This is a genomic window from Prevotella communis, from assembly GCF_022024115.1.
In the GTDB taxonomy this organism is placed as follows: Bacteria; Bacteroidota; Bacteroidia; order Bacteroidales; family Bacteroidaceae; genus Prevotella; species Prevotella communis.
In genome coordinates this window covers 378,365-403,931 of record NZ_CP091792.1, presented here as the reverse complement: position 1 = coordinate 403,931, position 25,567 = coordinate 378,365, and the positions used below count along the sequence as shown (strand labels likewise).

Here is a 25,567-nt window from a genome sequence, read left to right as displayed (position 1 = left end):
ACCTTCATCTCTAAAGATTAGCGATTTTTATGGTGGTACCTCCAGGAATCGAACCGGGGACACACGGATTTTCAGTCCGATGCTCTACCAACTGAGCTAAGGCACCATTTTCTTATCCGTGTGCAAAGGTACAACAAAAATCTGACATATCATAACTTTTTCTTGAAAAATTTGCTTAATCCATAAAAAAGCACTACCTTTGCACTCGCTTTTCTGGGAATATGCTGGCTTTTGCAGGCTATCCCGCAAAGCAATCGGGATGTAGCGCAGTTGGTAGCGCACTACGTTCGGGACGTAGGGGTCGGGCGTTCGAGTCGCCTCATCCCGACAAGTACCAAGTCGGAAAACAGAGAAAGTGGCTGAAATCAACCACTTTCTCTGTTTTTATATGGAAAGCAGGTTAAGGCATCGTAAACCTATGACTTAGCAACCGTAAACCATAGAGTTATGATTCCTAACCAAAGTTGCTGTCCCGAAATTGCTGAAATTTTTGTCTGCTAAACAGTTAGCATCGACGCACGATTGACACCAAGTTGCACGGCACGGTCGATGAGTGCCTGGTTGCGGCGCACCTCGCGTACGATGACGTCGTTTTTCTCTTTCAACTCATCACTCTTATGTAGCAGGTGAATGACCAGCACTCCTACTATAATGGCTAGCACCAACAAGGCTGAAGCCATCAGAATCATCAACATTGCCGTTTCCATATACATTTACCTTATTTATTAGACCTATGATGAACTGTGTCGAGTACAAACAAGCCTACGACCATGGCGAGAATCACCAGGGCGTAGATCAGCATGATAGTCAGGTTTGTCGTTCCCATATATTTTATGTTTATATTTTCGTTTTCGAATTGTCCTACATTGTTTTTAAATTAACCGAAGCTCCCAGACCAATCTTTTGTCTGTAGTCGAAATGTTTGTTGGTCTGGGCTCCGGTGTCGCAGCTGGCGTCTCGTCTCAAGTACGTGCTGCATCAGAAATTGTCAAAAAGGTTATCGTAGTATAGAATATTTAGATATAGATATATATTGAAAAGATTGTTTCTGAAATCCGATGCAAAGGTATAACAAAAAGTCCGTGCCCACAAGGGCACAGACAAATGGTCGGGTGGTTTCAGACAAATAGTCGGATAAAAAGACGGTTCGTCGGATGGTATCGACGAAATGTCGGCTACTTATCGCTGTTTAGCGTCTGTTTATAGGTGGTAGGCGTCATGCCATATTTAGCGCGGAAATTGCGTGTAAAGGTGTCGGCATTGGTAAAACCGCTGGACTGACTGACCACCTCCACAGCAATGTCGGGTTGGTCGTTCATCAGTCGGACGGCATAGTCGAGTCGCAGTTCACGGACATAGGCTGGCAGGGATACGCTGTCGCTACCCTGTGCGAAAGCGGCACCGATACGCTCCTTGGAAAGACCAGTATGCTCGATAAGAGTCTGACGACCGAAGTCCGGCTTCAGGAACAACTTTTCATTCTCTATCAAATCACGCAGACAGAGGAAGAGCTGTTCGTCGGTGAGTTCGGTCATGTCGGAAATAGAGAGCGACCCACTCCCCTCCATTACAGGGAGGGGCTGGGGGTGGGTCTGTTGGGCTTGGGTCTTCTGTTTCAGCTCCCTGTACTTCTTCTTATATTCCAATACCTCGTTAATCTGGTCCACGAAGATACGATTCTTCTTTTTTGTGTTGCGCCACTGATGGAAGATATAGACAGCAAAAGCCAGAATCAGCAGAGCCAGGATGGCAATGGCAATACTGATAGCCGTTACAAGACGATTCTCTGCACGCTGCTCCAGGATTTTACGCTCCTTGCCCTGTGTGTCGTAGATGGTGGCAAGCTCTGCCGACTCACTTCGTTTCTGTCGTACCAGGGCAGTATCATAGACCTCTGCTATCTGCATAGCCACACGCAAGGCAGAGTCCTGGCGACCAGACAGGTAGTTGGCACGGAATTTAGGCAGCAGATTTTGTCTGATGGTCTCCAAATCGTAATCGTAGCCCCATTCCTTGATAAACTGGTCCAGATTCGTATAGATATCGGCAGCCTCTCCATAGCGATTGGCCGCCATCAGGTAGTCACAACCATTGATGCGCCCCTCAAGTCCCTGTCCGTAGTCACTCTGGGCATATTGAGCATAATTGTAGGCTGCCTCTTTACTCTGACCACGCATCTGCAGAAATCGCGCCCGGTGAAGGAAGACCAGCGCACGCAACGTCTTCACCTCTTTCTCTATCACCTTAGGCTCTTTCTCGTAGAGCGTCACCAGCGAGTCCATGCGATCCACCCATACGCCAGCCTCATCCAGATGATGGTTGAGCAGACTGAAGGAGATATTCTCCAAAGTCTCAATACTCGCGGCAATAGGTCGGCAGGTGGAGTCGTTAGGCGTGCGAAGCACCCATTGGTAAGCCTCGTCATAGCTTTTCCTTGCATCGTCAAGACGTTCCAGCATCATCTGCGTGTCGCCCAAGCACAGATAGAGCGTCTGCATCTCTGTGGCGCGTCGCGGACTGTCCACGTCCTTCAGCTTATCTATCAACCGAAGGGCGGTACGCATCGCGTTATCATAGTCGCGATTGGTAGTCAGCATGATAACGAGGTTGGTACCTGCATGTATATATTCCCAAAAATCCTCGGCGGGGGGATTGTCTATAGCTACGACACGACGGAGCACCTCTACACATTTGTCTGTCTGTCCCAATTGAAAATAGGCCACGCCACGATAACCGTCGGCACGTATCGGCGAGAGTTCACCTGCCTCAGCCAGACTGTCAGTCACAGCAAGGAAATATTCGAAATCGCCCGAGAACCTGGCGGCAAGAGCAATACTATCGCCACGTGTACGTTCCAGTTTGTAGGGAATGTCACCCTGCAACCTGTCACCCTTTCCACCACAAGCTGTAAGCACCAACGATGCCACAACGGCAACTATACCTATTATATACTTGTATCCTAAAACGCGGATTTGTTCCATTTTTTCCATTTTGCGTGCAAAATTAATCAATTTTCCACAAACAATCAAATGCTTTTTGTTTTTTCTACTTATATATATGATAAACCTCCCCCTCTCACTCAAATCTCCTGAAACACCGATGCACAAAGGCACGGAGCCCAGTGAGAGGATATTTTGGCCTCTCACTCACCTCTCACTGGACCTCTCACTCTATCAAAAAAGCCAGTACGTAGGGGACGTACTGAGAGTCCGCGAACGACGTACTCGGAGTACGTCAACGACGTATTTTTACCAGTCTGACGTGCCCCAGATTTTTTTGTCCAGAATAAAGTGTTAAATGTGCAACTTTTTGGGTAAAAGTCTTGCAAACCGGCCATTTTTTTTGTACCTTTGCGGTTGCATTCGTGGGGGTATCTGCGGGTGCAAGGATAACCTGAGACGGGGGACCTTAAAAAACCATTTAAAACATAATTTAAAAATCTTTTTATGAAAAAAAACGAAGTACTCATTAACGGTGGGGCTCTCAATGCTCCTGTCGTGTCTGCGCTCGCCGCAGAACAGTTTCTAACCGAGAACTACTGTTTCCGTCGCAACCTGCTGAACGGAAAGGTGGAGTTCGCCACAAAGCAGGCTGACGGTCAGGCATCTGACTATCGTCCGCTGACCCAGGAGGCCCTGAACAGCATCATCCTGCGTGCCAAGCGCGAGGATATCTGCGAGGGCAGCAATCCAAAGACGGACATTGTGGAATTTATCCATTCTGAAGAGGTATGCGCGTACAATCCTATCCGTGAATACCTGGACAACCTGCCACAGTGGGACGGACAGAACCATGTGGCCCAACTCTTCTCGCGCCTGCCAGGACTCAGTTCTGAGCAGTTGTCGTTCCTCTCTATCTGGCTCCGCTCAACGGTGGCCCATTGGCTCCAGATGGATACCCTGCACGGCAATGAGATTGTGCCTACGCTCATCGGCGCTCAGGGATGCGGTAAGACCACCTTCTTCAAGCGCCTGCTTCCAGCCAACCTGCGCCAGTATTTCCTGGACCATCTGAACCTGTCGAACAAGTTCGATAAGGAGATGGCCCTGACGAACAACCTGCTGGTCTGTCTGGATGAGCTGGAAGCTATCCGTCCCAGTCAGCAGGCATCCCTGAAGCAGACGCTCTCTAAGAGTAAGGTGAACGGACGTCCTATCTACGGATGTGCGCAGGAAGACCGTGCCCGCTTTGCCTCATTTGTCTCTACAACGAATAATCCCCATCCGCTGTCGGATGCTACGGGTAGTCGCCGCTATATCTGTCTGCAGATTCCTCAGGGTCAGTATATCGACAACGCTGGCGAGATAGACTATGACCAGCTCTATGCGCAGGTGGTCTATGAACTGAGGGAACAGAAGGCACCTTACTGGTTTAACAACGACGAGGTGGCACGTATTCAGGAGCTCAACCAGGAGTATATGGAGCAGAAGGATATCGTGGAGATTATCAACCTCTGTTTCCGCAAGCCTGAGGAGGGTGACGCTGTTCAGGCGATGAACTCAACGGAACTGTTGCGCTACATGCGTAAAAAGTACCCTTCGCTTCCTGACAATCTGAGCACAAGGATTCGCTTGGGTCAGGCCATGAGTTCGCTGGATTTTGACAGCACCAGCCGAGGCCATGTATCCTATTATAGAGTTGCGTTAGTCAAACAAGAAACGAAAGCTATAAAGGCAGCCTGAGTGAGAGGGCAGTGAGAGGTGAGTGAGAGGTCAAAATACCCTCTCACCGCCCTCAAAGCCTTTACCACAGGGCGTTTCAAGAGATTTGAGTGAGAGGTGAAAGAAAAACTATTGTCTTAACTTCTTAACTCCTTAACTCCTAATAAAAAAACATGAAAGAAAAAGATATCTTCAAAGAAAAAGCCGAAAATGGCTATACTTTTTGTTTCGCAGACAAGTGTCCATTAAAGGAGCGTTGCCTGCACTATCTGGTGGGTCAGCAGATGTCTGACTCCAGAAGTACTTACTCTTGTGTCAATCCCCGTTTTCAAGATGTAGGCACAGCCAACTGTTCCCTTTTCCGCAAGGCTGAGAAGGTGAAGTATGCCAAGGGCATGATGCACATCTTCAATGACGACATGCCCAAACGGGTGGAGCCATACGTGCGTCAGAGCCTCATCAGCAAGCATTGCCACACCTATTATTATGAGTATCGCAATGGCACGCGCCTCATCCCTCCTGCCGTTCAGGAGGAGATACGCCAGTATTTCCGTGAGGCCGGCTGGAACGGCGACATCATTTTCGACGGTTTCATCGAGGATTATGAGTGGTGAAAAGAAAACGTCTTCTTAGTAGCAGACATAGGGTTCCAGTCGCTTGATGGCCTCAGGAGAGAAGTCTGGCAAGAGACGCAACTCGGACAAGGAATGAAGGGGACCTTGCAGACGACGATGGTCGATGATGGCCTTGGCCTGATAGTAATTGATATAAGGATGGCGCTTCAGTTCGTTTAATGACAGGCGATTGACATTCAGCTGATGCACATTGGATGCATTGACAGAGAAATATTTCTTTGCCTCTGAAGGGAAGTTTTCTATCTCGTCTAACTGATTGGTACTGACATAGCCTCCCAGTCTGCGTCCATACTCGGCAATCTTGCGCGAATAGTAACTGCCTATGCCTGGCACCTTTTTATACAAAGAGGTGTCGGCAGCATTCAAATCGATATGCTCACCCTCGGCAATCTTCACGGGAAAGCGCAGGGTGTCGCGCTGGTGCTCCACTCGTTGCTCTACTTGTTGCTCTTGACGTTGTTCTTCCTTTATCAGCGTGGAGGCAGGCAGATAGTCGGCAGAGATATGGATATAAGGTTCCAGCTCACGATACTGCTTCACCGTGAGGCCATAGAGACGGGCAAAGTCTTCCTTCTTGCGATAGATGCCGCCTGAAGCACGATACTTATAGATATTCCTGACTTGCCAAGGTTGCAGGCCAAGTCTGAGCAGTTGGGTGCTATCAGCCGTATTAGGGTCAAAGGCAAAACGCTCAGGGCGACGCGCGGGTTGCTGGTAGTAAGAGGGAGAACTAGTGGGACTAGTCTTACTAGTAGAACTAGTTGAGCCAGCAAAACCAGCATAACTAGTAGGTTCTTCCCCTTTTTCATCCACAAAGAACATCAAGCCAAAGGCCACAGCAGCCACAGAGAGTAGAACCAGCAGGATACGACGATCATGACGGTTCAGATAAAAAAGATCACTAAGTTTCATGTCAAATCACACCAAACTGATGTAAGAAGATAAGTAGAATACAGATGGGACATACATAACGCACAGCAAACAGGTAGATTCCAAAGAATCGGCCACGCAATGTGCCTTCATTCGTAAATTCTTCTTTCACAATATGTTTTGGTACATACCAGCCCAGAAACAAACAGGTGAGCAGTCCGCCTGTAGGCAGGAATATCTGACCTGTGAGGAAGTCGAACCAACCGAAAAGTGACTGTCCGCCAAAGACGAGCCACTCACGCGTGTCGCCATACGAAAGCGAACAGAACACGCCTATCAGCGCACAAAGAACTGTAACAATAGCAGCACCCCATTTCCTGGATATCTTCAACTCCTCATGGAAAAAGGCTGTGCTTACCTCGTGAAGTGACATCAGAGAGGTGAGGGCAGCAAGCGACAGCAGGGAATAGAACAGCAATGCCACCAGCTCGCCTATCAGCGGAGCACCAGAGAATGCCTGCTGGAAGACATTGGGCAGGGTTATAAACACCAGGCCAGGACCAGAATACTGACCAGCCAACTCTGGGTCGGCCAACTTATCGGCCGCATCAGGATAGCTGGCAAAGAAGGCTGGGAATATCATCAGACCTGCCAACACGGCTACCAGTGTATCGATAGCTACAATCTGCACGGCAGACTTCGTGAGATGCGTGTCGCGCTTGAAATAGCTGGCATAGGTACACAGGCAGCCCATGCCGAGACTCAGTGAATAGAAAGCCTGACCTAAGGCGCCAAGGAAGGTCTTGCTGTCAACGCCAGAGAAATCGGGATTAAACAGGAAAGATATACCTCGACCTGCGCCTGGCAACAAACACGATGCAACAGCGATGATGATCAGCAGGATAAACAGCAGGGGCATCATCAGCTTAGAGGCACGCTCAATACCTTTTTCCACACCTTTGGAGATGATGAAATGGCACATCAGCATGAATACAAGCATCCACAGGATAGGTTTCCAGGGATGCGCGGCAAAGGTATCGAAATAACTCTTTACGTAAGAGGCATCACCATTCAGATGACCGGCTACAGAGGCATAGATATACTGCAGGCACCAACCTGAAACAACAACATAATAGCCGGTGATCATAAAGCCGGTGAACACGCCAAACAGGCCAATCAACCGCCAAGGAGTGCCATTAGCCAACTTGGAATAGGCACGAGCCGTATTTGCCTGAGCCCTGCGACCAATGATAAACTCATTGAGCATACAGGGTACACCCAGGATAACGACGCATGCGATGTATATCAAAAGGAAAGCGGCACCACCGTTCTGACCTGTCATATAAGGGAAACGCCATACATTTCCAAGTCCTACAGCCGAACCGGCAGTAGCAAGTATGATGCCTAATTTAGTTCCGAAATTTGCTCTCTCTGTTGTCATCTTTCTATAAACCTGAATCCCTATTTTTTGAAATCGCTTGCAAAATTATAAAATATTTCGTACTTTTGCGCCCTGATTGAAAGTAAAAATACAAAAATGATACGATTTTTTAAGAAATATCCCCTCTCGCTGGTGTGTTTGGCACTTGTTTGGTATCTGTCTATTTGGTTCTTACCGCCTGACTATATCGAATTGCCCAGCATCAACTTCCTGGATAAATGGACACACTTCGTGATGTATGGAGGAACTTGCTCGGTCATCTGGTTTGAATACCTGCGCAGTCACCAAAGCCTTAACAAACAAAAACTATTCCTTTGGGCATGGCTTGCCCCAACCCTGATGGGAGGAGTCATTGAACTGGTGCAGGCCTATTGCACCACCAACCGTTCCGGCGAATGGCTTGACCTGGCAGCCGATGCCGTAGGGTGCACCTTGGCAGTAGGCGTGGGACTACTCCTACGGAGAATTATAAAATGCAAAAAAGAAACAATGTAATAATTATAAAAAGAAAAATGTGGAAGAAGAGTCAGGCCTCGTTCTTCCACATTTTATAAGGATTCTTACGCAGGTGCGAATTATAATATCGCTTATCACCAGTGACTTCCTCACCGATGAAATCGGGCTTTTCGTAGGGTTCGTCAGGTGATGACAGTTCTACCTCGGCTATCACCAATCCATCGTTGTCGCCATAGAACTCATCGACCTCGAAGGTATGTTTGCCACTGGCAACAAGATAGCGGGTCTTATCGATAACGCCAGGTTCACAAATCATGAAAAGCTGATTAGCTTCTTCAAGAGCAATCTCCTTCTCGAACTCATAACGACTCAAGCCGCCATCGAGCGAAGGACCCTTGATGGTCAGGAAGCCTTGATTATCACGGATACGAACACGTACCGTGCGTCCATTCCCGCTACTGATATAACCTTGCTTAATACGATAACTCTTGTGTGCGCGGCTTTTGAAATCATTGCCGCGCACCAAGAATTTCCGTTCTATCTCCATTCCGCTCATAGATTAAGCGAAATTGTAGATAGTGTAAGCACAGAAGGCGATGGCAAAAAGAATCAGGATTCCGAAAATCCAGTTAACTACTTTGCGTCCCTCTTTTTCTTGTTTCTCAGCGTAAGCCTTCTGCTTAGCGTTTAAATGCTTTTCTTTAGACATAGTAATATGAAATTTAATGTTAGGTATTAATCTTCATCACTTACTGGAAACTCCATGAGGTATGCCTTGATAAAGCCATCCAGCTTACCATTCATCACGCTGTCGACATCACGGGTCTCGAAATTGGTACGATGGTCCTTGACTCGCTTGTCATCAAAGACATAAGAACGGATCTGACTACCCCACTCGATTTTCTTCTTGCCAGCCTCAATCTTAGCCTGTGCCTCAAGACGTTTCTTCATGGCACGGTCATAGAGTTGTGAACGGAGCAGCGCCATAGCACGCTCCTTATTCTTTGGCTGGTCGCGCGTCTCCGTATTCTCAATGAGGATTTCCTCTTCCTCGCCCGTATCAGGGTCGGTGTACCAATAACGCAGGCGCACACCCGATTCCACCTTGTTCACGTTCTGACCACCAGCACCGCTTGAACGGAAAGTATCCCACGACAACTTAGCGGGGTCAACATATACCTCGATGGTATCATCGACAAGGGGCGAAACGAAGACAGAAGCGAAGGATGTCATTCGCTTACCCTGCGCATTATAGGGTGACACACGCACCAAACGGTGCACGCCATTCTCACTCTTCAGGAAGCCATAGGCAAACTCGCCACCCTCTATCTGCATGGTGACACTCTTGATACCAGCCTCGTCACCGTCGAGCAAGTTACTGATTGTGACTTTATAGCCATGAGCCTCAGCCCAGCGCATATACATACGCATCAGCATCTGCGCCCAGTCCTGAGCCTCAGTACCACCAGCACCAGAGTTAATCTTGAGCACGCAGTCCATGGGGTCTTCCTTCTGGCGCAGCATATTCATAAGTTCCAGTTCCTCGATGGCATCGACAGCCTTCTGGTAGTCTTCATCCACCTCCTGCTCGGTCACCATCTCGTCTTTATAGAAATCGAAGGCCAGCTGCAATTCGTCGGCCTTGGTACGTACATCATTATAGCCATCAATCCATTTCTTGATAGCCTTTACCTTCTTCATCTGCTCCTCAGCACGCTTGGGGTCTTCCCAGAAGTCAGGCGCCTGAGTACGAAGATCTTCTTCTTCGAATTCAATCTGTTTCTGGTCTATCTTCAGATAGTGAAACAGCTTCTCGGCTCTGTCTAATACGTCTTTTAATTGATCCTGTGTTATCATTCTTTATTCCTCGTACATTTTATCAATCTCAGCCTTGTAGTTCTCGTTGAGTACGCGACGCTTGATTTTCAGCGTGTTTGTCAGTTCTCCACGCTCCATGGAGAAGCCCTTGGGGAGCAACGTGAATCGCTTCACCTGTTCGTAATGAGCCAACTGCTGCTGCAAGGTCTCAATACGCTCGCTGAGCATGCGGATAATACGCTTATCCTTGCAAAGGTCCTCACGACTATTGAAAGCAATATCGTGGGTACGCGCATATTCCTCCAGTAACTTATACTCGGGCACAATGAGCGCAGAGACAAACTTACGCTGGTCGGCAATGATGGCTATCTGGTCGATATACTTGTCAACCAGGAGTTTTGACTCAATCATCTGCGGAGCGATATATTTTCCGTTTGACGTTTTGAAGAGGTCCTTGATACGGTCCTTCAGGAAGAGTTCGCCATCCTTGAGGTAACCAGAGTCTCCCGTCTTGAAATAGCCATCAGCCGTGAACGACTGAGCCGTGATATCATCACGGTTATAATAGCCACGGGTGATGGTGGGACCCTTCAAAAGGATCTCTCCCTCTTCACCAATCTTGATATCGATGCCCTGGATGGGGAAGCCCACAGAACCTACTTGGAAAGGCTTTCCTAAATGGTCGCACGAAACAGTGGCCAAAGACTCGGTCAGGCCATAGCCTACAACCATGTTCAGGCCAATGCTATGGACAAACTCCTCTACGTGAGAAGCTACGGTTGCGCCTGCCGTGGGGAAGAAATGAGCATTCTCAAGTCCCAGTTCCTTACGCACCAATGAGAATACGGTCTTATTGAGCAACTCGTATTCCAGATGCAGTGCCATAGGAGGCTGCTTGCCTGCTGCCAGATACTCAATATTATGCTTGCGACCTACCTCAAGCGCATGCCTGAAGAGCTTGCGCTGTACGGTACCACTGGTCTCTATCTTCTCTTGCACGCCATGATACACCTTCTCCCAGAAACGGGGCACGCTGGACATACACGTAGGATGCTGCTCACGCATAGACTTCTGTACCTCCTGTGGATAGGTATTCACAATCAGGCGAGCACCAACGGAGATACAAAGCAAAGCCCAGCCACGCTCAAAGATATGCGTGAATGGCAGGAAATTCATCACACGGTCGTTCTCATCAACAGGCACATCCTTGTGGTTAGCTTCCATGGCTGCATGGAACTGTCCCATAGAGAGGATTACGCCTTTGGAATCGCCCGTTGTGCCACTGGTATAAAGAATATTGGCAATATCATCCATCGTAGCGTCCTGCTGTCGCTGCTCTACCTCGGCCTGACGAGTCAGACCCTCGCCCAGTTTCAGGAAGTCGGTGAATGACATCACGGTTGGGTCGGCTTCGGGCAGTTTTACTGCTGAGTCGAACACGATGATACGTTCCAAAGAACGACAAGTGGGGAACACACGACGTGCCTTGTCGAACTGTTCCTGCTCACCCACAAACAGGAAGCGGATCTTAGCATCGTTGACCATGAACTGTATCTGCTGCTCACTACTGGTAGCATAGAAAGGTATGGTAACGGCACGGATGCCCCATGCACCAAAATCGGTGAATAGATATTGCACAGAGTTCTGAGAGAAGACACCCAGATTCTCCTGCACATTAACGCCTAAAGCCAACATGGCATTAGCCACTTGTTTTACAATGCCCGAGAACTGATTCCACGAGCATGATTTCCACTCTTTACCACTGAAGTTCTTGTAAATCAGCGCCTCGCGGTCGCCATACTTGGCAGCCACATCATACACCAATCGGGAAAGATGGCTGTTTATCTGCATAATAACCCATTTTATTTGTTGGTGCAAAAGTACTCAAAATAGGTCAGACTGCCAAATGTTTCGTCATTAAATATCCTTCTTCCGGATGATTTCGACATTGTAAACCTGTTCACCTGCCGTCTTATCGGCCTCGCGTGGCAGATAGACAGGCGCATCCGGTTGCAATGGAAGTATACGCAGCTCCAGTTGTGAGCAGTTCTCAGGCAAGCGCCACAGACCATAAAGGAACGGACGGCCATAATAGAAATTATCGGCTATCAAATGACCGTTGGCATATAAGCGGGCACAGTCGCCACGATAGGAGATGGAAAGAAGAGACGCCCCTACCCCAGCTTTGTCAGGAGCCGGTATCTGTATCCTATAGACTGCAGCTTGCTGCCAATCCTGTTCGGATGGTGCCTCAGCCACTTTAGCCCTACCCTTCACAATCGTACGCAAAGGGCCTGCCTCCTTCACCTTTTCAGCAGCTAGAGCGATACTCTTTGTCTCTTCCTCTTCAGACAGGAAAAGACGTTCAGCCTCAGCCTTCGTGATCAGATAGATATTATCGTAAATGGGGTTCCTGGTGCCACGCGGCCTGACATTCTTCAGCGTCTTGCCATTTGTCATACAGATTGTTGAGGGGATGCCAGGAACCTGCATCATATAGACTTTTCCGTCACGACGGGCCACGAGTTGCGCCGTAGCATAACGGATACCGTCAACATTGACAGGGAAGATTGCCATACAGCCACTTGGAACAGTCAACTTAGGCAGTTTTACGCCACATGCTTCCAACTGCACATTTTTCTTGGCAGAGAGGTTATGGAAACGTTCGTAGTTATTAACGAAGATAAAGGCAGAAGCATCCTCTCCCTTTGCACTTCTTATAGCCCAGCGCAACTGGGTATCCTCACCTTTCTTCAGATCCTGTGGAGCAGGGAAAGAAGCCTCCATAGGTGCCAGAGTCTCACCCCAGTCATGCATGAAGAGATGAAGGGGACGCAACATATAATACTGGGGATAGGTCTGTCCGAACTCGCCCAAAGGAGCCTGGAAGTCGTAGGTCATCACAGGTAGGTCATTATTGGCCGTACCAGGCGATGTCTGACATTCATTCATCGTGTGGAGGAGTCCCTCTGGATTCGTACCGCCATGATACATATAGTATCCCAAGAGGTTTGAACCACTACCCAGTTTTACTAATGCCATGGAGTAAGCATCCTCAGGATAGACGTACGGACGACGATGATAAGCGGTAGCCATTCCACCTCCAAGTTCACAGGTGAAATAGGGATATTGCTCATCACCCTCATTGAGTTTCTCCTCTTGCTTTCCTAAGAGGTCGGTGCCTATGGCTGTAGAAGAACGGAAGCCTTTGAAATTAAAGGCCTTATAATAATTACCACAGCCTTCAGTTACCTCCTTATCCCAGAAGCCATCGGCATAGTCACCATAAAGGGGAAGCATCTCACCAAAGGGTACTGGCGTGCGCAGCTCCGGCCATCCAGTACGGGTATAAAACGGCAAATCGAAGCCTATCTTCAGAGCTATCTGTTTAAGGGCCATCAGGTACTCACCGCGTCCATGATACTCATTATCAAACTGTGCCGCAATGACCGGGCCGCCATCTTTCCACTGCAAGCCCTGCACCTGTGTAAAGATCTGACGATAGAGTGTTTCGACTAAGCCCAGAAATACTGGATTCTGTTCACGTAACTTACAGCCTTTAGCAAAGACCCAGTCTGGAATGCCACCATTACGTACCTCGCCATGACAAAACGGTCCCAAGCGCAGGACAACTGGCATCTGCTCCTTCTTACACACTTCCAGGAAGTTGCGCAACGAGCGCTGTCCGTCCCAGCGGAAGATACCTTCCTGCTCTTCTATATGATTCCAAAACAGGTAGGTGGCAATAATAGTGACACCACCCTCTTTCATCTTCCTGACTTCGTCAGCCCATTCATTGACAGGAATGCGCGAATAGTGTATCTCGCCCATCACAGGACAGACGCGATGACCGTCAATGATAAGGCTCTGACTATCCCATGTTACAGAGGGAATATGCTGTGCCCTTGCATTCGTAAACGATAATACGAGTATGTATATTGTAACAGAAAATCTTAGTAGCTGATTCATCAGTTTACCTGTTTTTAAGTTTTCGCCTACAAAGGTACGACATATAAATAAAAAAAAGCAATCTGTCAACGATTTTTTTGACAGATTGCCTTGAATATTATAACAGAACTTCCGTTCTATCGCTTATGCGAAAGGATTCTCTGTGGGATAGTAGTCACCCTTGGGGAAGTTGTAGTCAATCTCCTCAACGGGGATACCCATGTACTTCAGAACCTCCCACAGGTACTTACCAGCGTGCTCGAACATCACAGCTGCGTGGTGTGGGTAGTGCTTCTCGATGAGCACGTGACGGTAGAAGCGGCTCATGTTCTTGATACCGAAGATACCGATAGAACCGAATGAGCGAGTAGCCACAGGAATAATCTCACCCTGAGCGATATAAGCACGGAGCTTCGTATCGGCTGTTGACTGCAAACGATAGATTGTAGCCTTACCAGGAGTCAGGTCACCCTCAAGTGTACCGTTAGTTACCTCTACAGGCAGAGCGCGGGCCATAATGCGCTGGAAGCACATCTGACAGTTGCAGACCTTAGAAGAAGCGGTATTACCACAGTGGAAGCCCATGAAGATTTCCTTCTCTGTATAGGTGTCGCACTCAAACTTCTTACCCTTGATGCTCTCCTCGTACATATCCTTAGGTACAGAGTTGTTGATGTCGAGCAGGGTTACAGCGTCCTCAGTGATGCAAGTACCAATGTACTCAGACAGAGCGCCATAGATATCAACCTCACAAGCTACGGGGATACCACGACCTGTGAGACGGCTGTTAACGTAGCAAGGTACGAAACCGAACATGGTCTGGAATGCAGGCCAGCACTTGTTAGCCATAGCAACAAACTGACGTGAGCCCTTGTGAGCCTCGATCCAGTCGGTGAGAGTCAGCTCATACTGAGCCAGCTTAGGCAGAACTGAAGGTATCTTATTGCCAGTGCCCAACTCGGCAGCCATATCCTTCACCACGTCGTCGATACGTGGGTCACCCTGGTGCTTCTGGAAAGCCTCGAGCAGGTCGAGCTCTGAGTTCTCCTCGATCTCAACGTCGAGATCATAGAGGGCACGGATAGGAGCATTACAAGCCAGGAAGTTGTTTGGACGAGGACCGAAGCTGATAATCTTCAGGTTCTGCAGACCGATGATAGCACGTGCGATGGGCAGGAACTCATGAATCATCTCTGCGCACTCACCTGCGTCGCCAACAGGCTCCTCAGGAATATAAGCACGGGTCTTACGCAGGCTCAGAGCCTGACTAGCGTTCAGCATTCCGCAGTAAGCATCGCCACGACCGTCGATCAGGTCGTTCTGAGTCTCCTCAGCAGCAGCGCAGAACATGGTGGGGCCCTGGAACCAGTCAGCAATCATGGTCTCAGAAATCTCAGGACCGAAGTTGCCAAGATATACACAGAGGGCATTACAACCAGCTTTCTGTACATCCTCAAGAGCCTGCTTAGCGTGAATCTCGCTCTCTACGATACAGATGGGGCACTCATAGATGCCATCCTTTCCAAACTTTTTTTCATACTCGGCGATAACAGCCTTACGACGGTTAACAGCCAATGACTCGGGGAAACAGTCGCGACTTACAGCGACGATTCCAACCTTAACTACTGGTACATTTTTCATTTTAAACAGATATTATCTCTATGAATAATTTTAGGTTATACACTCATTCGGGTACTTTCGGATGCAAAGATACACTTTTCAGAGCGACTAGCCAAATAAATAAGAGATTTTTTTAAACAAAACTGATTACGCCCTGCTGTGTCTCTGGCGTTTCCGGACGCTGTATTTCTTCTACAACATTCTGATTACCAATGCTAGCCAGAATTTCACGTGTACGCTTATAAGTAGGCGTCTGTTCCACTGCAGAGATAACATCATCATTATCTAAATCTTCAGGACCGAAGATATAGATATTGGGACGACGCTTATGAATCCTTGCAGAATCACTGTCACCATAGTAATGTCCGCGTCGTTCTTCACGCTTGGCTGTACGTTCCTGTTCTTCTGCCAGTCTGTTTGCATCTTCCTTGGTCTGCTGACGAAGCAGTCGCTCTTCCATACCGTCCACATCCTGCATGCCGAAACCTGTTGCAAGAATGGTAACCTTTACGCGTTTGCCCAGTTCAGGATCAACAGCAACACCCCATTTGAATACGAAGTCATTGCCAAAGCGATCCATAAACTCATGAACATAGTTCATCTCCTCCATCATGAAATTATCCTTAGAATCCTTCTGGTGTGAGAACGAGATATTCAGCAGAATCTTCTTTGAATTGAAGATGTCATTATCGTTAAGCAACGGAGAATTAAGGGCATCGTCAATAGCCTTCTTCACACGATCCTCACCTTCGCCATAACCCGTAGACATGATAGCCACGCCACCATCCTGGAGTACGGTCTTCACATCATTGAAGTCAAGGTTCATCGTACCGTGGAGGGTGATAATCTCCGCAATAGACTTTGCTGCCACCGACAGCGTATCATCAGCTTTTCCGAAAGCATCGAGGAACGACAGGTCAGGATATATCTCGCGCAAACGCTCATTATTAATAACAAGCAAGGCATCCACGTGCTTTGACATCTCCTCAACACCGTCAAGAGCCTGGTCAATCTTTTTATTTCCCTCGAAACGGAAAGGAATGGTAACGATACCCACGGTAAGGATATCCATCTCCTTTGACACGCGGGCAATGACAGGAGCCGCACCAGTACCTGTACCACCGCCCATACCTGCGGTAATAAAGGCCATACGGGTACCATCATTCAGCATGTTATGGATATCATTAATGCTTTCCTCAGCTGCTGCGCGTGCCTTTTCAGGACGGTTACCGGCACCAAGGCCCTCACTACACCCAACTGCAGCTTAACAGGCACAGGAGAATCATTCAGGGCCTGATTATCCGTATTGCACACTACGAAGGTCACGTCGTGGATACCTTCTTTATACATATGATTAACAGCATTACCACCACCGCCACCAACGCCGATGACCTTAATGATGCTGTGTTTCTCTTCGGGAACACCGAAATCGAGAATATCGTTTGTTTTATTGAAATCTTCCATATGAGTTACTTTTTTGAAGGTTGAATATTGAATTATTCCTCGCTGACAATATCCTTGCCGAACTTAGTGAGGCCTTTCTTGAATTTGTTGAACCAGCTGTTCTCCTTCTTCAAGCGACGTTGCTCTTCTTCCTGCAAACGTCTCATCTCCTCTTCGGCAGCTTCTTCAGCTTCTTTCTTACGACGAGCCTCCTCGGCAGCACGTTCTTCTTCCTGAGCCGTACGGATAGTACCCGTCTCAATCTCATGAATCTGACGCGGTCTGCGTTCCGGAGCAACCTGCTCCTCATGTTCCTCCTCATCAAACAGATTTCCATTAGGATCAATATCCCTGCCTGCGCAGTTGATATCACCCTTTATCAGCAGACCGAGTACGGTGTTATACATACCGTTGTGAGACCTGATCTGCTCGATGCTGGAATTAACTGTTGCAGTAACAAACTTTGCAACACGGATTTTATCAACATGAGTGTACTTCGTGAAAGCAACCTCAATATTCTTCATGTTTGCGCCGCCACCAGTCAGGATGATGCCACCCAGCAGTTTATCGTAGTATTCAGCAGGAATCTGATAACGGACATTCTCGATAATCTCCTCCACGCGAGCCTCGACAATCTCAATGAAGCGACGAGCTTCTATCTGACGGTCAGAATCGATAGAGTATTTCATCTCAGGATCGATATCATTATTATCCGTATAGGCAGAACCATAATTCAGTTTCATCTTCTCGGCATCACTCTCCTCCATCTGAAGTGAGGCAATATCCTTCGTGACATTGTTGGAGCCCAAAGGAATAACGACCAGATGACGGAGCACATTCTTCCAGAATACAGATACTGTTGTCGTGTCGGCACCGATATCAACCAGTGCACATCCAGAACGCTTCTCAGCCTCTGTCAACACCACATTTGCCAATGCCAGAGGAGCCAGATACATATCTGCAACCTTAATATTGGCTGCCTCAAAACATTTGTTCAGGTTCTGGAAGAACGATGTACGTTCAAGGATATTCAGGAAATTACCTTCGAGGTGATTGGCACGGATACCCACAGGATCCATCTGCAACTGCGTATCAACACGATACTCTTGCTCGGCAACATCCAGAATCTTCTTGTCAGGATAATCAAGTCCCCAGTTTGCATCCATCAGTTCCACCACCATCTCCTGTGTGATAATACAATCACCAGGGAAATCCTTCACAATAGTGTTCTTGACACTGCGAATAGACTGGCCACCGACACCCACGAATACCTGAGTGATACGTGTCTTCAGCTGTGTTTCCAGTTTCTTGACGATAGATGTCAGACACTGAGCAGTCTTGTCAATGTTGTAAACAACACCCTTGCGGATGAATGAGGACGAATCTTCCCGCACCAGTGCCAGGACACTGATGCTGCCATCGGGCTTTTTCTGTCCGGCAATACCCGTCACCTTGGATGAACCGAGTTCAATTGCAACGATAAAATCCTTAATTTCAGCCATAATATATTATCTTTTATTTTCTTTTACACACTATCTGATTATCAAACTCAACACTAACACGAGAATATTTATTCCAGCCAGCCTGCATGAGACCATAACGATAGAATTTCTGCAGACGGTCTAATTTCTTTTCCACGCCGTCAGGCTGACCGATATAGGCAATATGTCCACCTACACGAGGAACAATCTCCACCGAACCGTCAGCCAATACATTCAACTGTACAACCTGGTTTTTCCAAAACGGTTTGGAAAGAATGACATTGACCATTGGCACCAGTCTTTTCTCTGCATATAGTTTATTGATGCGGCCTGTAGCTATAATCAGATTACAGGAATAGTCTGTACTAGGCATTGGTTTCCCGTGATTATCCACATAAAAGTCCTCTCCTTGGTCATTCATAACCCTGACCACAGGAATACGCTGACGGACATCGATACATACCAAGCCATTCTGCCCTTTATAGCACTGCACGTCTTCTATCAGTTCCTTAGACTGCAGCGTCTCCTCTATCTGTCGGAGATTTATCTTCTCCATCGACTGACCAATAGGGCTGATAGCATCATGATTGAGCATGAACTTAATATCGGCCTCACTGAGGAATCCTTCAACGACACTTTTCTCTATGTTGATACGAATATCCCGGCACACACGTCCAGCATCCGGCTTATTAAACGCCGTCATGGCCAGGACGAGATATACGCCCAGCACAATATTCAAGGTACCAAATGCTATTTTCTTCCAGTTCATCAACTATTCCACGATAAGAGCATTTTAGTTTTTATTACTCTGCAACACCTTGGCCATCTGTGGAACCTGGTTATCCAGGTCACCAGCACCAAGTACGATAAGGACATCGAACGAACGGCTCTTAATGAAGGACAGCACGTCATCCTTGTTGATGAGCTGCTTCTTAACCCCAGGGGCCAGTCGATCGTAGATCAGCTGTGAAGTAACGCCTTCTATAGGCAATTCACGGGCAGGATAGATCTCTGTCAGAATCACTTCATCCAACTGACTCAGCGCATCAGCGAAATCCTGGTAGAAATCGCGGGTACGTGTATAGAGATGGGGTTGGAAGATAGCCGTGATATGACGATCTTTATATAGTTCACGAATGCTACGCGCACTCTGATAGATTTCTTTGGGATGGTGAGCGTAGTCTGAGAGGAACACCAGCTTATCGGTCTTGATCTTAAAATCAAAACGGCGGTCTACTCCTCCATAGGTCTGCATACCATAACGCAACTCCTCTGCCGTACAGCCATTGAGTTGTGCCATTGCCATCGCAGCAATACCATTTTCAATATTGATAGGAATAGGCTGACCCAGTTGCACATTCAGCACATTCTCGACAGGAGAGATAAAGTCGAACGTAATCTCACCATTCTCTATCTTGATATTCTCAGCATGGAAGTCACCCTCGTTAAGAGAATAGTCATAACGCTTCACACCATCCTGCAAGTGCTCCTTCATCTCCAAGTCGCGGTGAATAATCAGGGCACCACCAGGCTGGATCAACTCTGTGTAATGACGGAAGCTCTCCAGATAAGCCTCCTTTGTACCATAGATATCCAGATGATCAGGATCTGTTGATGTGATAACCGTCATCCAAGGTGACAGCCAATGGAAAGAACGGTCGAACTCATCGGCTTCTATCACCACATATTCCGAATCAGAGACAATATAATTGGTACCATAGTTTTTGGTGATACCACCCAGGAAAGCATTACAATCCAGATGACTCTGGTGCATGATATGTGCACACATGCTTGACGTTGTTGTCTTACCATGAGTTCCTGCCACACAAAGTCCTTTCATCTGACGGGTCAGTGTACCCAGCACCTGCGCACGTTTCTGTATTTCAAAACCATTCTCGCGGAAATAGCACAACTCCTGATGCTCTGCCGGGATAGCAGGGGTATAAACCACCAGGCAATGTTCCTTGTCCTTACATGCATGAGGAATCAAATCCACGTTTTCCTCATAATGAATCAAGGCGCCCTCCTTCTCCAGACGACGGGTCAGATCCGAAGGTGTTTTATCATAACCTGCTACAATCAGGCCACGATGAATGAAATAACGTACCAGTGCACTCATACCTATACCACCGGCACCAACGAAATATACAGCTTTTATATCCTTTGCTTCCATTTTCTTATTTTACTCTGCTCCTGCGAGTTTTAATACTTCTTTAGCTATAACTTTTGCTGAGTTGGGATAGCCCATCTTCAGCACATTCTCACTTAATGACTCCAATAATGCAGCATCATTCACCACGTCAACAGCCATTGGAATCAGCTTCTCGGCAGCCTCATTATCCTTGACGCACAAGGCAGCGCCATTCTTCACCAACGCCATTGCATTCTTGGTCTGATGATCTTCTGCAACATTAGGACTTGGCACCAGTATAACGGCCTTTCCTATCAGGCAAAACTCAGAGATACTGCTGGCGCCTGCCCTGCTGATAACCAGGTCGGCGGCACGATAGGCAGCACCCATGTCTGCAATAAAATCGCTCACCACAAGGTTCTCAGGACAGCCCTCCTGTTCCAGTTTCTCAGCAATCTGTGCACTATAATATTTTCCTGTCTGCCAGATAAACTGAACACCAGAATGACGGATCTCATCCAAGTGTTGCAACACACTCTCGTTGATTGTACGTGCCCCCAGACTACCTCCTACCAGGAGAACCGTTCTCTTGTCGGCCTGCAAGCCAAACGACTGAAGTGCTTCTTCACGGGTTATTTTCGTATCCAGCAATGACTGGCGAACAGGATTGCCTGTCATCATAATCTTATCCTTGGGGAAGAAACGTTCCATTCCTTCGTATGCCACACAGATCTTTGCAGCCTTGGAAGCCAGTTTCTTATTAGCAAGTCCAGCATATCCATTCTGTTCCTGCAACAAGGTAGGAATACCAAGACTATTGGCAGCACCCAAAGCCGCACTACTGGCATAGCCGCCTACACCCACAGCAACCTGAGGCTTAAATTCACGTAGCAGCTTCTTGGCCATTCGCTTACTTTTCAGATAATCCAAAGCCACGCCGATGTTTCCCGGTTTCCACAACGGACGGAGGAATCCACGAATAGGAAGGCCGACAATCTCATAGCCTGCCTGCGGTACTCGCTGCATCTCCATACGACCCTCGGCACCAACAAACAATATCTTAGCATCTGGACGCAACTCGCGTACAGCATTTGCAATAGACACGGCAGGGAATATATGACCTCCTGTGCCACCACCACTAATTACTACTCTTAATTCTTTCATACTTCTGCAGTTTTTACAGACTGGTCTTTACGTTTTGCACTACGGCTGACACTCAAGATGACGCCAATATAGGCACAGTTCACAATCGTCGATGTACCACCTTTCGAGACGAGAGGCAACGGCTGACCGGTGACGATACCAAAGTCAACAGCCACACACATATTGATGACTGCCTGGAACACCAGCAGCAACGTCAGTCCCATCACAAGAAAAGCAGGGAAGTTATTCTCACATCTACTGGCTATACGCGCAGCCCTGAACAAGAGGATGACATATAGGAACACCACGGCTATAGCACCAACCAGTCCCATCTCTTCAATGATAATCGCATAGATAAAATCGGAGAAAGCCTGTGGCAGATAATCACGCTCCACAGAGTTACCGGGTCCTTTACCGATGATACCTGATGACGCAATGGCAAAGTTGGCATGAGTCACCTGGAAGTTCTTATCGGTTACCTTGTACTCCTCGGCAGGAACATTCTTGTCTTCCTTACCTGCAATACGGTTCTTCCAGGTCCAGAAACGGTGGGTCAACTTTTCCCATCCAGATCTGTCTTTCTTCTCCGAACTCTTTACCACCTGTTCTGTCTGTCCGTTAGCCTGAGCCTGTTCCAGTTCCTGGCCTTCCTTATCTAATTTGGCCATCCAGAACACCAGTCCTAGGAATATAGCAACAAGCAAAACAAGTACACCCGTCAACTTACCCATCTGTCTCAATGGAACACGGGCAATAAACATCATGACAAAGATAACACTGAAGAGCAATACTGCCGTTGACAGGTTCTCAAGACCAATCAACATCGTAGCTGGTACCACCAACCAAAGCACATACTTCATGGCAGTGGGATCTGCACCACTCTCGTCCTCGCGCTGCATCGCACTGAGAATCTGCGCAGCCGTCAAGACCATCGTTCCCTTGGCAATCTCTGAAGGTTGGAACGTGAATCCAGGCAATTGGATAACGCGGTTGGCACCATTGATACTCTCACCACCTATCAATACCCACAACAGAGTGGCATAGGTAAGAACCAGCATCAAAGGCGTCAGCAGCTTGAAATATCTGCATGGGATATTCAGCGTGATGATAGCCACGCCCACACCCACAAGAATCATCGCCGTGTGATAAATCAACGGCATCATATAGTTATGGGTTTTATAGGTCAGCGTACTCGAGGCAGAGAACACCTCGACGATGCTGATAAGACAAAGGAACAGGAACACCGTCCATATACCTTTATCGCCCTTGAAGAGATTGCCAATTTTCTTTTCCATTCCTATAGATTTCTTACCAATTCCTTGAATTGCTCTCCACGATCCTCCATATTCTTAAAGAGGTCGAACGATGCGCAACACGGTGACAGGAGTACTGTCTCACCAGGGCTGGCCAACTCATAGCAAGCTTCCACACACTCCTTCATTGAGTGCGTATCACGAACGGGAAGGCCGAGCGCATCGAAGTTATCGTGCAGTTTCTTATTGTCAGCTCCAAGATATACCAATGCAGAACATTTCTCGCGGATGAGCGGTTTGATGGGATCATAGTCATTTCCCTTATCCTTACCACCTACAATCAGCACCACCTTGGTTTTCATGGAGTCGAGTGCATACCAGCAGGCATCCACATTCGTAGCCTTGGAATCGTTCACATAATGAACGCCACGCACAGTAGCAACTTTCTCCAGACGGTGTTCCACTCCGGGGAAGTCACTGAGTGACTGGCGGATGATATCCTTCTTGATACCTGCGATATCACCAGCAATACCTGCAGCCAGCGAGTTATAGATATTATGACGTCCCGTCAGACTCAGCTGTTCCTGCTCCATGTTAAACGGTTCCGGCTGTTCAATGGTGTATTCTCCCTCAGAGATATAACCGATAGAGCCTTTCTCCTTCAGCTCAGAGAACGGATACTGAATAGCCTGGATGTCATATTTCCGCAACTCACGCTGGATGATGGGATCATCATTCCAGTAGATGAAGGCATCGTCAGGTGTCTGATTCTGGATGATACGCATCTTGGCATCCACATAGTTCTGCATCTCAAAATTATAGCGATCCAGATGGTCGGGCGTGATGTTGAGCAGAATAGCAATATTAGCATGGAACTCATACATATTGTCCAACTGGAACGAAGACAGTTCGATGATATAATACTCATGCGGATCCTCTGCCACCTGCAGAGCCAACGAGTTTCCGATATTGCCAGCCAGACCGGCATCGTAGCCAGCCTTCTTGAAAATATGATAGACCAGCGAGGTCGTTGTTGTCTTACCATTTGAACCCGTGATACAAATCATCTTCGAATTGGTATAGCGACCAGCAAACTCAATCTCGCTGATAATGCCAATACCCTTCTCTACAGCCTTCTTAACCATAGGAGCCGTCTCGGGGATACCAGGACTCTTGATAATCTCATCGGCATTCAGAATCAGCGACTCCGTATGCTGTCCCTCTTCCCAAACAATCTGGTGGTCGTCAAGCATCTGCTTATAGCGCGGGGCTATCTTCGACATGTCTGAAACAAACACGTCAAAACCCTCTTTCTTCGCCAGAATAGCTGCTCCGGCACCACTCTCACCTGCTCCTAAAACTACAATTCTTTTCATCGTATCTTCAATGTTATAATAGTCAATGCCGCCAGGATAATGGTTGTTATCCAGAAGCGGATAGTGATTTTCGACTCGTGAAAAGGACGGTGTGGCCAACCTTTCAGAATATAACGCGACGTTGAATCAAGCTGTGAGTCGAGTTTTCTGAACGTATCGTGAATAGGCGTTGCACGGAACACGCGCACACGCTGTCCTTTTTTCTTCATGAACTTAAACCACTGGGTCTGGATGATAACACTCAGGCTTTCCACGAAGAAGATGCCACATAAGATTGGCAACATCAACTCCTTGTGGATAATCACAGCACCCACACCGATAACACCACCAATAGTCAAAGAACCGGTGTCGCCCATGAAAATCTGTGCAGGGAAGGCATTATACCAAAGGAAACCTACCATCGCACCGACAAAGGCACTCAAGAACACTACCAGTTCCTCACTATGAGGGATATACATGATGTCGAAATAAGAGGCAAATCCTATATGCGACGATATATAGGCCAATATACCTAAGACGGCACCTATAACAGCTGAGTTTCCAGCACACATACCATCCATACCATCATTCAAATTGGCACCATTCGACACTGCCGTCACCACAAGAATAGTCATCAGGACGAAGACAATCCATCCTGCAGCCACCTTGTGCTTTCCTACAAACGACATCACGTCAGAGTAACTCAGGTTATGGTGTTTTATAAATGGTATCGTTGTCTTCAAGGACTTATGGGCCACAGATTCATGCTTCACCACTTCCGTTCTGTTCTGCTGCGGTACACTTACATTCTCGCGCATCACCACGTCAGGACTCAGATAGAGCACAATACCAACAATGAATCCGATAGACACCTGTCCCACAATCTTATATTTTCCCTTCAAACCTTCTTTGTTCCGACGGAATATCTTGATATAGTCATCCATGAAGCCGAGGAATCCCAGCCATATCGTGGTGACCACCATCAGAATCAGATAGATGTTACGGATACGACCTAACAGGAGTACAGGCACCAGAATACTGACAATGATAATGAGGCCACCCATTGTGGGCACACCTTTCTTCTCGACGCCAAAGGGATCGATAGACGGATCACGCTCAGTCTCGAAAATCTTGCGACGCTTCATCCATTTGATGAAGAACTCACCAAACCAGGCAGAGATAACCAGAGAGAAAATCAAAGCCAGAAGGGCACGGAAAGAGATATAACTCCACAGGTGACTTCCTGGAATATTGTATTGCTCTAAGAATCTGAACAGATAGTATAGCATATTCTCTATTTTTTACGTTACAA

The 25,567-nt window shown here is 47.6% G+C and carries 20 protein-coding genes, 2 tRNA genes and 1 pseudogene; 4 read left to right on the top strand and 19 right to left on the bottom strand.

Going from position 1 to position 25,567, the window contains the following annotated elements:
• Positions 1 to 30: 30 nt before the first annotated feature.
• A tRNA-Phe gene (locus tag L6468_RS01615) sits at positions 31 to 106 on the bottom strand.
• Between the two features lie 149 nt (positions 107 to 255).
• Between L6468_RS01615 and L6468_RS01610 the strand changes: the two genes are divergently transcribed.
• Positions 256 to 328, top strand: a tRNA-Pro gene (locus L6468_RS01610).
• 169 nt (positions 329 to 497) lie between these two features.
• On the opposite strand, the gene L6468_RS01605 is transcribed toward L6468_RS01610, so the two are convergent.
• Both L6468_RS01605 and L6468_RS01600 read right to left on the bottom strand, forming a co-directional pair.
• Positions 498 to 707: a hypothetical protein gene (locus L6468_RS01605; protein WP_237794584.1), complete on the bottom strand. Its 210-nt coding sequence runs from the start codon at positions 705 to 707 to the stop codon at positions 498 to 500.
• A gap of 468 nt (positions 708 to 1,175) precedes the next feature.
• The gene (locus L6468_RS01600; RefSeq protein ID WP_237794577.1) at positions 1,176 to 2,981 is read right to left on the bottom strand and encodes a helix-turn-helix domain-containing protein; all 1,806 of its coding nucleotides are present in this window, start codon (positions 2,979 to 2,981) and stop codon (positions 1,176 to 1,178) included.
• Positions 2,982 to 3,446: 465 nt separating this feature from the next.
• On the opposite strand from L6468_RS01600, the gene L6468_RS01595 reads away from it, so the two are divergent.
• Positions 3,447 to 4,682, top strand: coding sequence for a VapE domain-containing protein (locus L6468_RS01595; protein WP_237794575.1), 1,236 nt, complete (start codon positions 3,447 to 3,449; stop codon positions 4,680 to 4,682).
• A 152-nt stretch (positions 4,683 to 4,834) separates the two neighbouring features.
• Positions 4,835 to 5,275, top strand: coding sequence for a DUF6078 family protein (locus L6468_RS01590; protein WP_237794573.1), 441 nt, complete (start codon positions 4,835 to 4,837; stop codon positions 5,273 to 5,275).
• A 15-nt stretch (positions 5,276 to 5,290) separates the two neighbouring features.
• Here the strand turns inward: L6468_RS01590 and L6468_RS01585 are convergent, their stop codons facing one another.
• The gene (locus L6468_RS01585) at positions 5,291 to 6,208 is read right to left on the bottom strand and encodes a helix-hairpin-helix domain-containing protein (RefSeq protein ID WP_237794568.1); all 918 of its coding nucleotides are present in this window, start codon (positions 6,206 to 6,208) and stop codon (positions 5,291 to 5,293) included.
• Position 6,209: 1 nt separating this feature from the next.
• Entirely contained in the window at positions 6,210 to 7,607 is a 1,398-nt protein-coding gene (locus tag L6468_RS01580) for a sodium-dependent transporter (protein WP_237794566.1), read from the bottom strand.
• Between the two features lie 96 nt (positions 7,608 to 7,703).
• Here L6468_RS01580 and L6468_RS01575 point away from each other — a divergent pair, with 96 nt between their 5' ends.
• On the top strand, positions 7,704 to 8,102 hold the full coding sequence (locus L6468_RS01575; protein WP_237794564.1) for a VanZ family protein: 399 nt from the start codon (positions 7,704 to 7,706) through the stop codon (positions 8,100 to 8,102).
• 31 nt (positions 8,103 to 8,133) lie between these two features.
• Here L6468_RS01575 and L6468_RS01570 read toward each other — a convergent pair whose 3' ends face one another.
• The 14 genes and pseudogenes from L6468_RS01570 to L6468_RS01505 form a co-directional block, all read right to left on the bottom strand.
• A complete protein-coding gene (locus tag L6468_RS01570; protein WP_091851076.1) occupies positions 8,134 to 8,619 on the bottom strand; it encodes a CYTH domain-containing protein in 486 nt (161 codons plus the stop codon).
• Positions 8,620 to 8,622: 3 nt separating this feature from the next.
• On the bottom strand, positions 8,623 to 8,772 hold the full coding sequence (locus tag L6468_RS01565) for a hypothetical protein (protein ID WP_176944324.1): 150 nt from the start codon (positions 8,770 to 8,772) through the stop codon (positions 8,623 to 8,625).
• Positions 8,773 to 8,798: 26 nt separating this feature from the next.
• On the bottom strand, positions 8,799 to 9,920 hold the full coding sequence (prfB, locus tag L6468_RS01560) for a peptide chain release factor 2 (protein WP_091818801.1): 1,122 nt from the start codon (positions 9,918 to 9,920) through the stop codon (positions 8,799 to 8,801).
• Positions 9,921 to 9,923: 3 nt separating this feature from the next.
• Positions 9,924 to 11,732 carry an AMP-dependent synthetase/ligase gene (locus L6468_RS01555; protein WP_237794562.1) on the bottom strand — a complete coding sequence of 603 codons (1,809 nt, stop codon included), beginning with the start codon at positions 11,730 to 11,732 and terminating at the stop codon, positions 9,924 to 9,926.
• Positions 11,733 to 11,798: 66 nt separating this feature from the next.
• Positions 11,799 to 13,850, bottom strand: coding sequence for a beta-galactosidase (locus L6468_RS01550; protein WP_237794560.1), 2,052 nt, complete (start codon positions 13,848 to 13,850; stop codon positions 11,799 to 11,801).
• A 123-nt stretch (positions 13,851 to 13,973) separates the two neighbouring features.
• Entirely contained in the window at positions 13,974 to 15,470 is a 1,497-nt protein-coding gene (locus L6468_RS01545) for an L-fucose/L-arabinose isomerase family protein (RefSeq protein WP_091818798.1), read from the bottom strand.
• Between the two features lie 112 nt (positions 15,471 to 15,582).
• Positions 15,583 to 16,913: pseudogene (gene ftsZ / locus L6468_RS01540) on the bottom strand (cell division protein FtsZ).
• Positions 16,914 to 16,945: 32 nt separating this feature from the next.
• Positions 16,946 to 18,385: a cell division protein FtsA gene (gene ftsA / locus L6468_RS01535; protein ID WP_237796629.1), complete on the bottom strand. Its 1,440-nt coding sequence runs from the start codon at positions 18,383 to 18,385 to the stop codon at positions 16,946 to 16,948.
• Between the two features lie 22 nt (positions 18,386 to 18,407).
• Entirely contained in the window at positions 18,408 to 19,142 is a 735-nt protein-coding gene (locus L6468_RS01530) for a cell division protein FtsQ/DivIB (protein WP_237794558.1), read from the bottom strand.
• A gap of 24 nt (positions 19,143 to 19,166) precedes the next feature.
• Positions 19,167 to 20,546, bottom strand: coding sequence for a UDP-N-acetylmuramate--L-alanine ligase (gene murC, locus L6468_RS01525; RefSeq protein ID WP_091818795.1), 1,380 nt, complete (start codon positions 20,544 to 20,546; stop codon positions 19,167 to 19,169).
• Between the two features lie 9 nt (positions 20,547 to 20,555).
• Entirely contained in the window at positions 20,556 to 21,668 is a 1,113-nt protein-coding gene (gene murG / locus L6468_RS01520; protein ID WP_091818794.1) for an undecaprenyldiphospho-muramoylpentapeptide beta-N-acetylglucosaminyltransferase, read from the bottom strand.
• Positions 21,665 to 22,942 (bottom strand): FtsW/RodA/SpoVE family cell cycle protein, encoded by a 1,278-nt coding sequence (locus tag L6468_RS01515; protein ID WP_091851094.1) that lies wholly within the window; start codon positions 22,940 to 22,942, stop codon positions 21,665 to 21,667. The genes murG and L6468_RS01515 overlap by 4 nt, the downstream gene beginning before the upstream one ends.
• Before the next feature lie 2 nt (positions 22,943 to 22,944).
• Positions 22,945 to 24,276 carry a UDP-N-acetylmuramoyl-L-alanine--D-glutamate ligase gene (gene murD / locus L6468_RS01510; protein ID WP_091818792.1) on the bottom strand — a complete coding sequence of 444 codons (1,332 nt, stop codon included), beginning with the start codon at positions 24,274 to 24,276 and terminating at the stop codon, positions 22,945 to 22,947.
• Entirely contained in the window at positions 24,273 to 25,544 is a 1,272-nt protein-coding gene (locus L6468_RS01505; RefSeq protein ID WP_091818791.1) for a phospho-N-acetylmuramoyl-pentapeptide-transferase, read from the bottom strand. Before L6468_RS01505 ends, murD begins: the two co-directional genes overlap by 4 nt.
• Positions 25,545 to 25,567 lie beyond the last annotated feature (23 nt).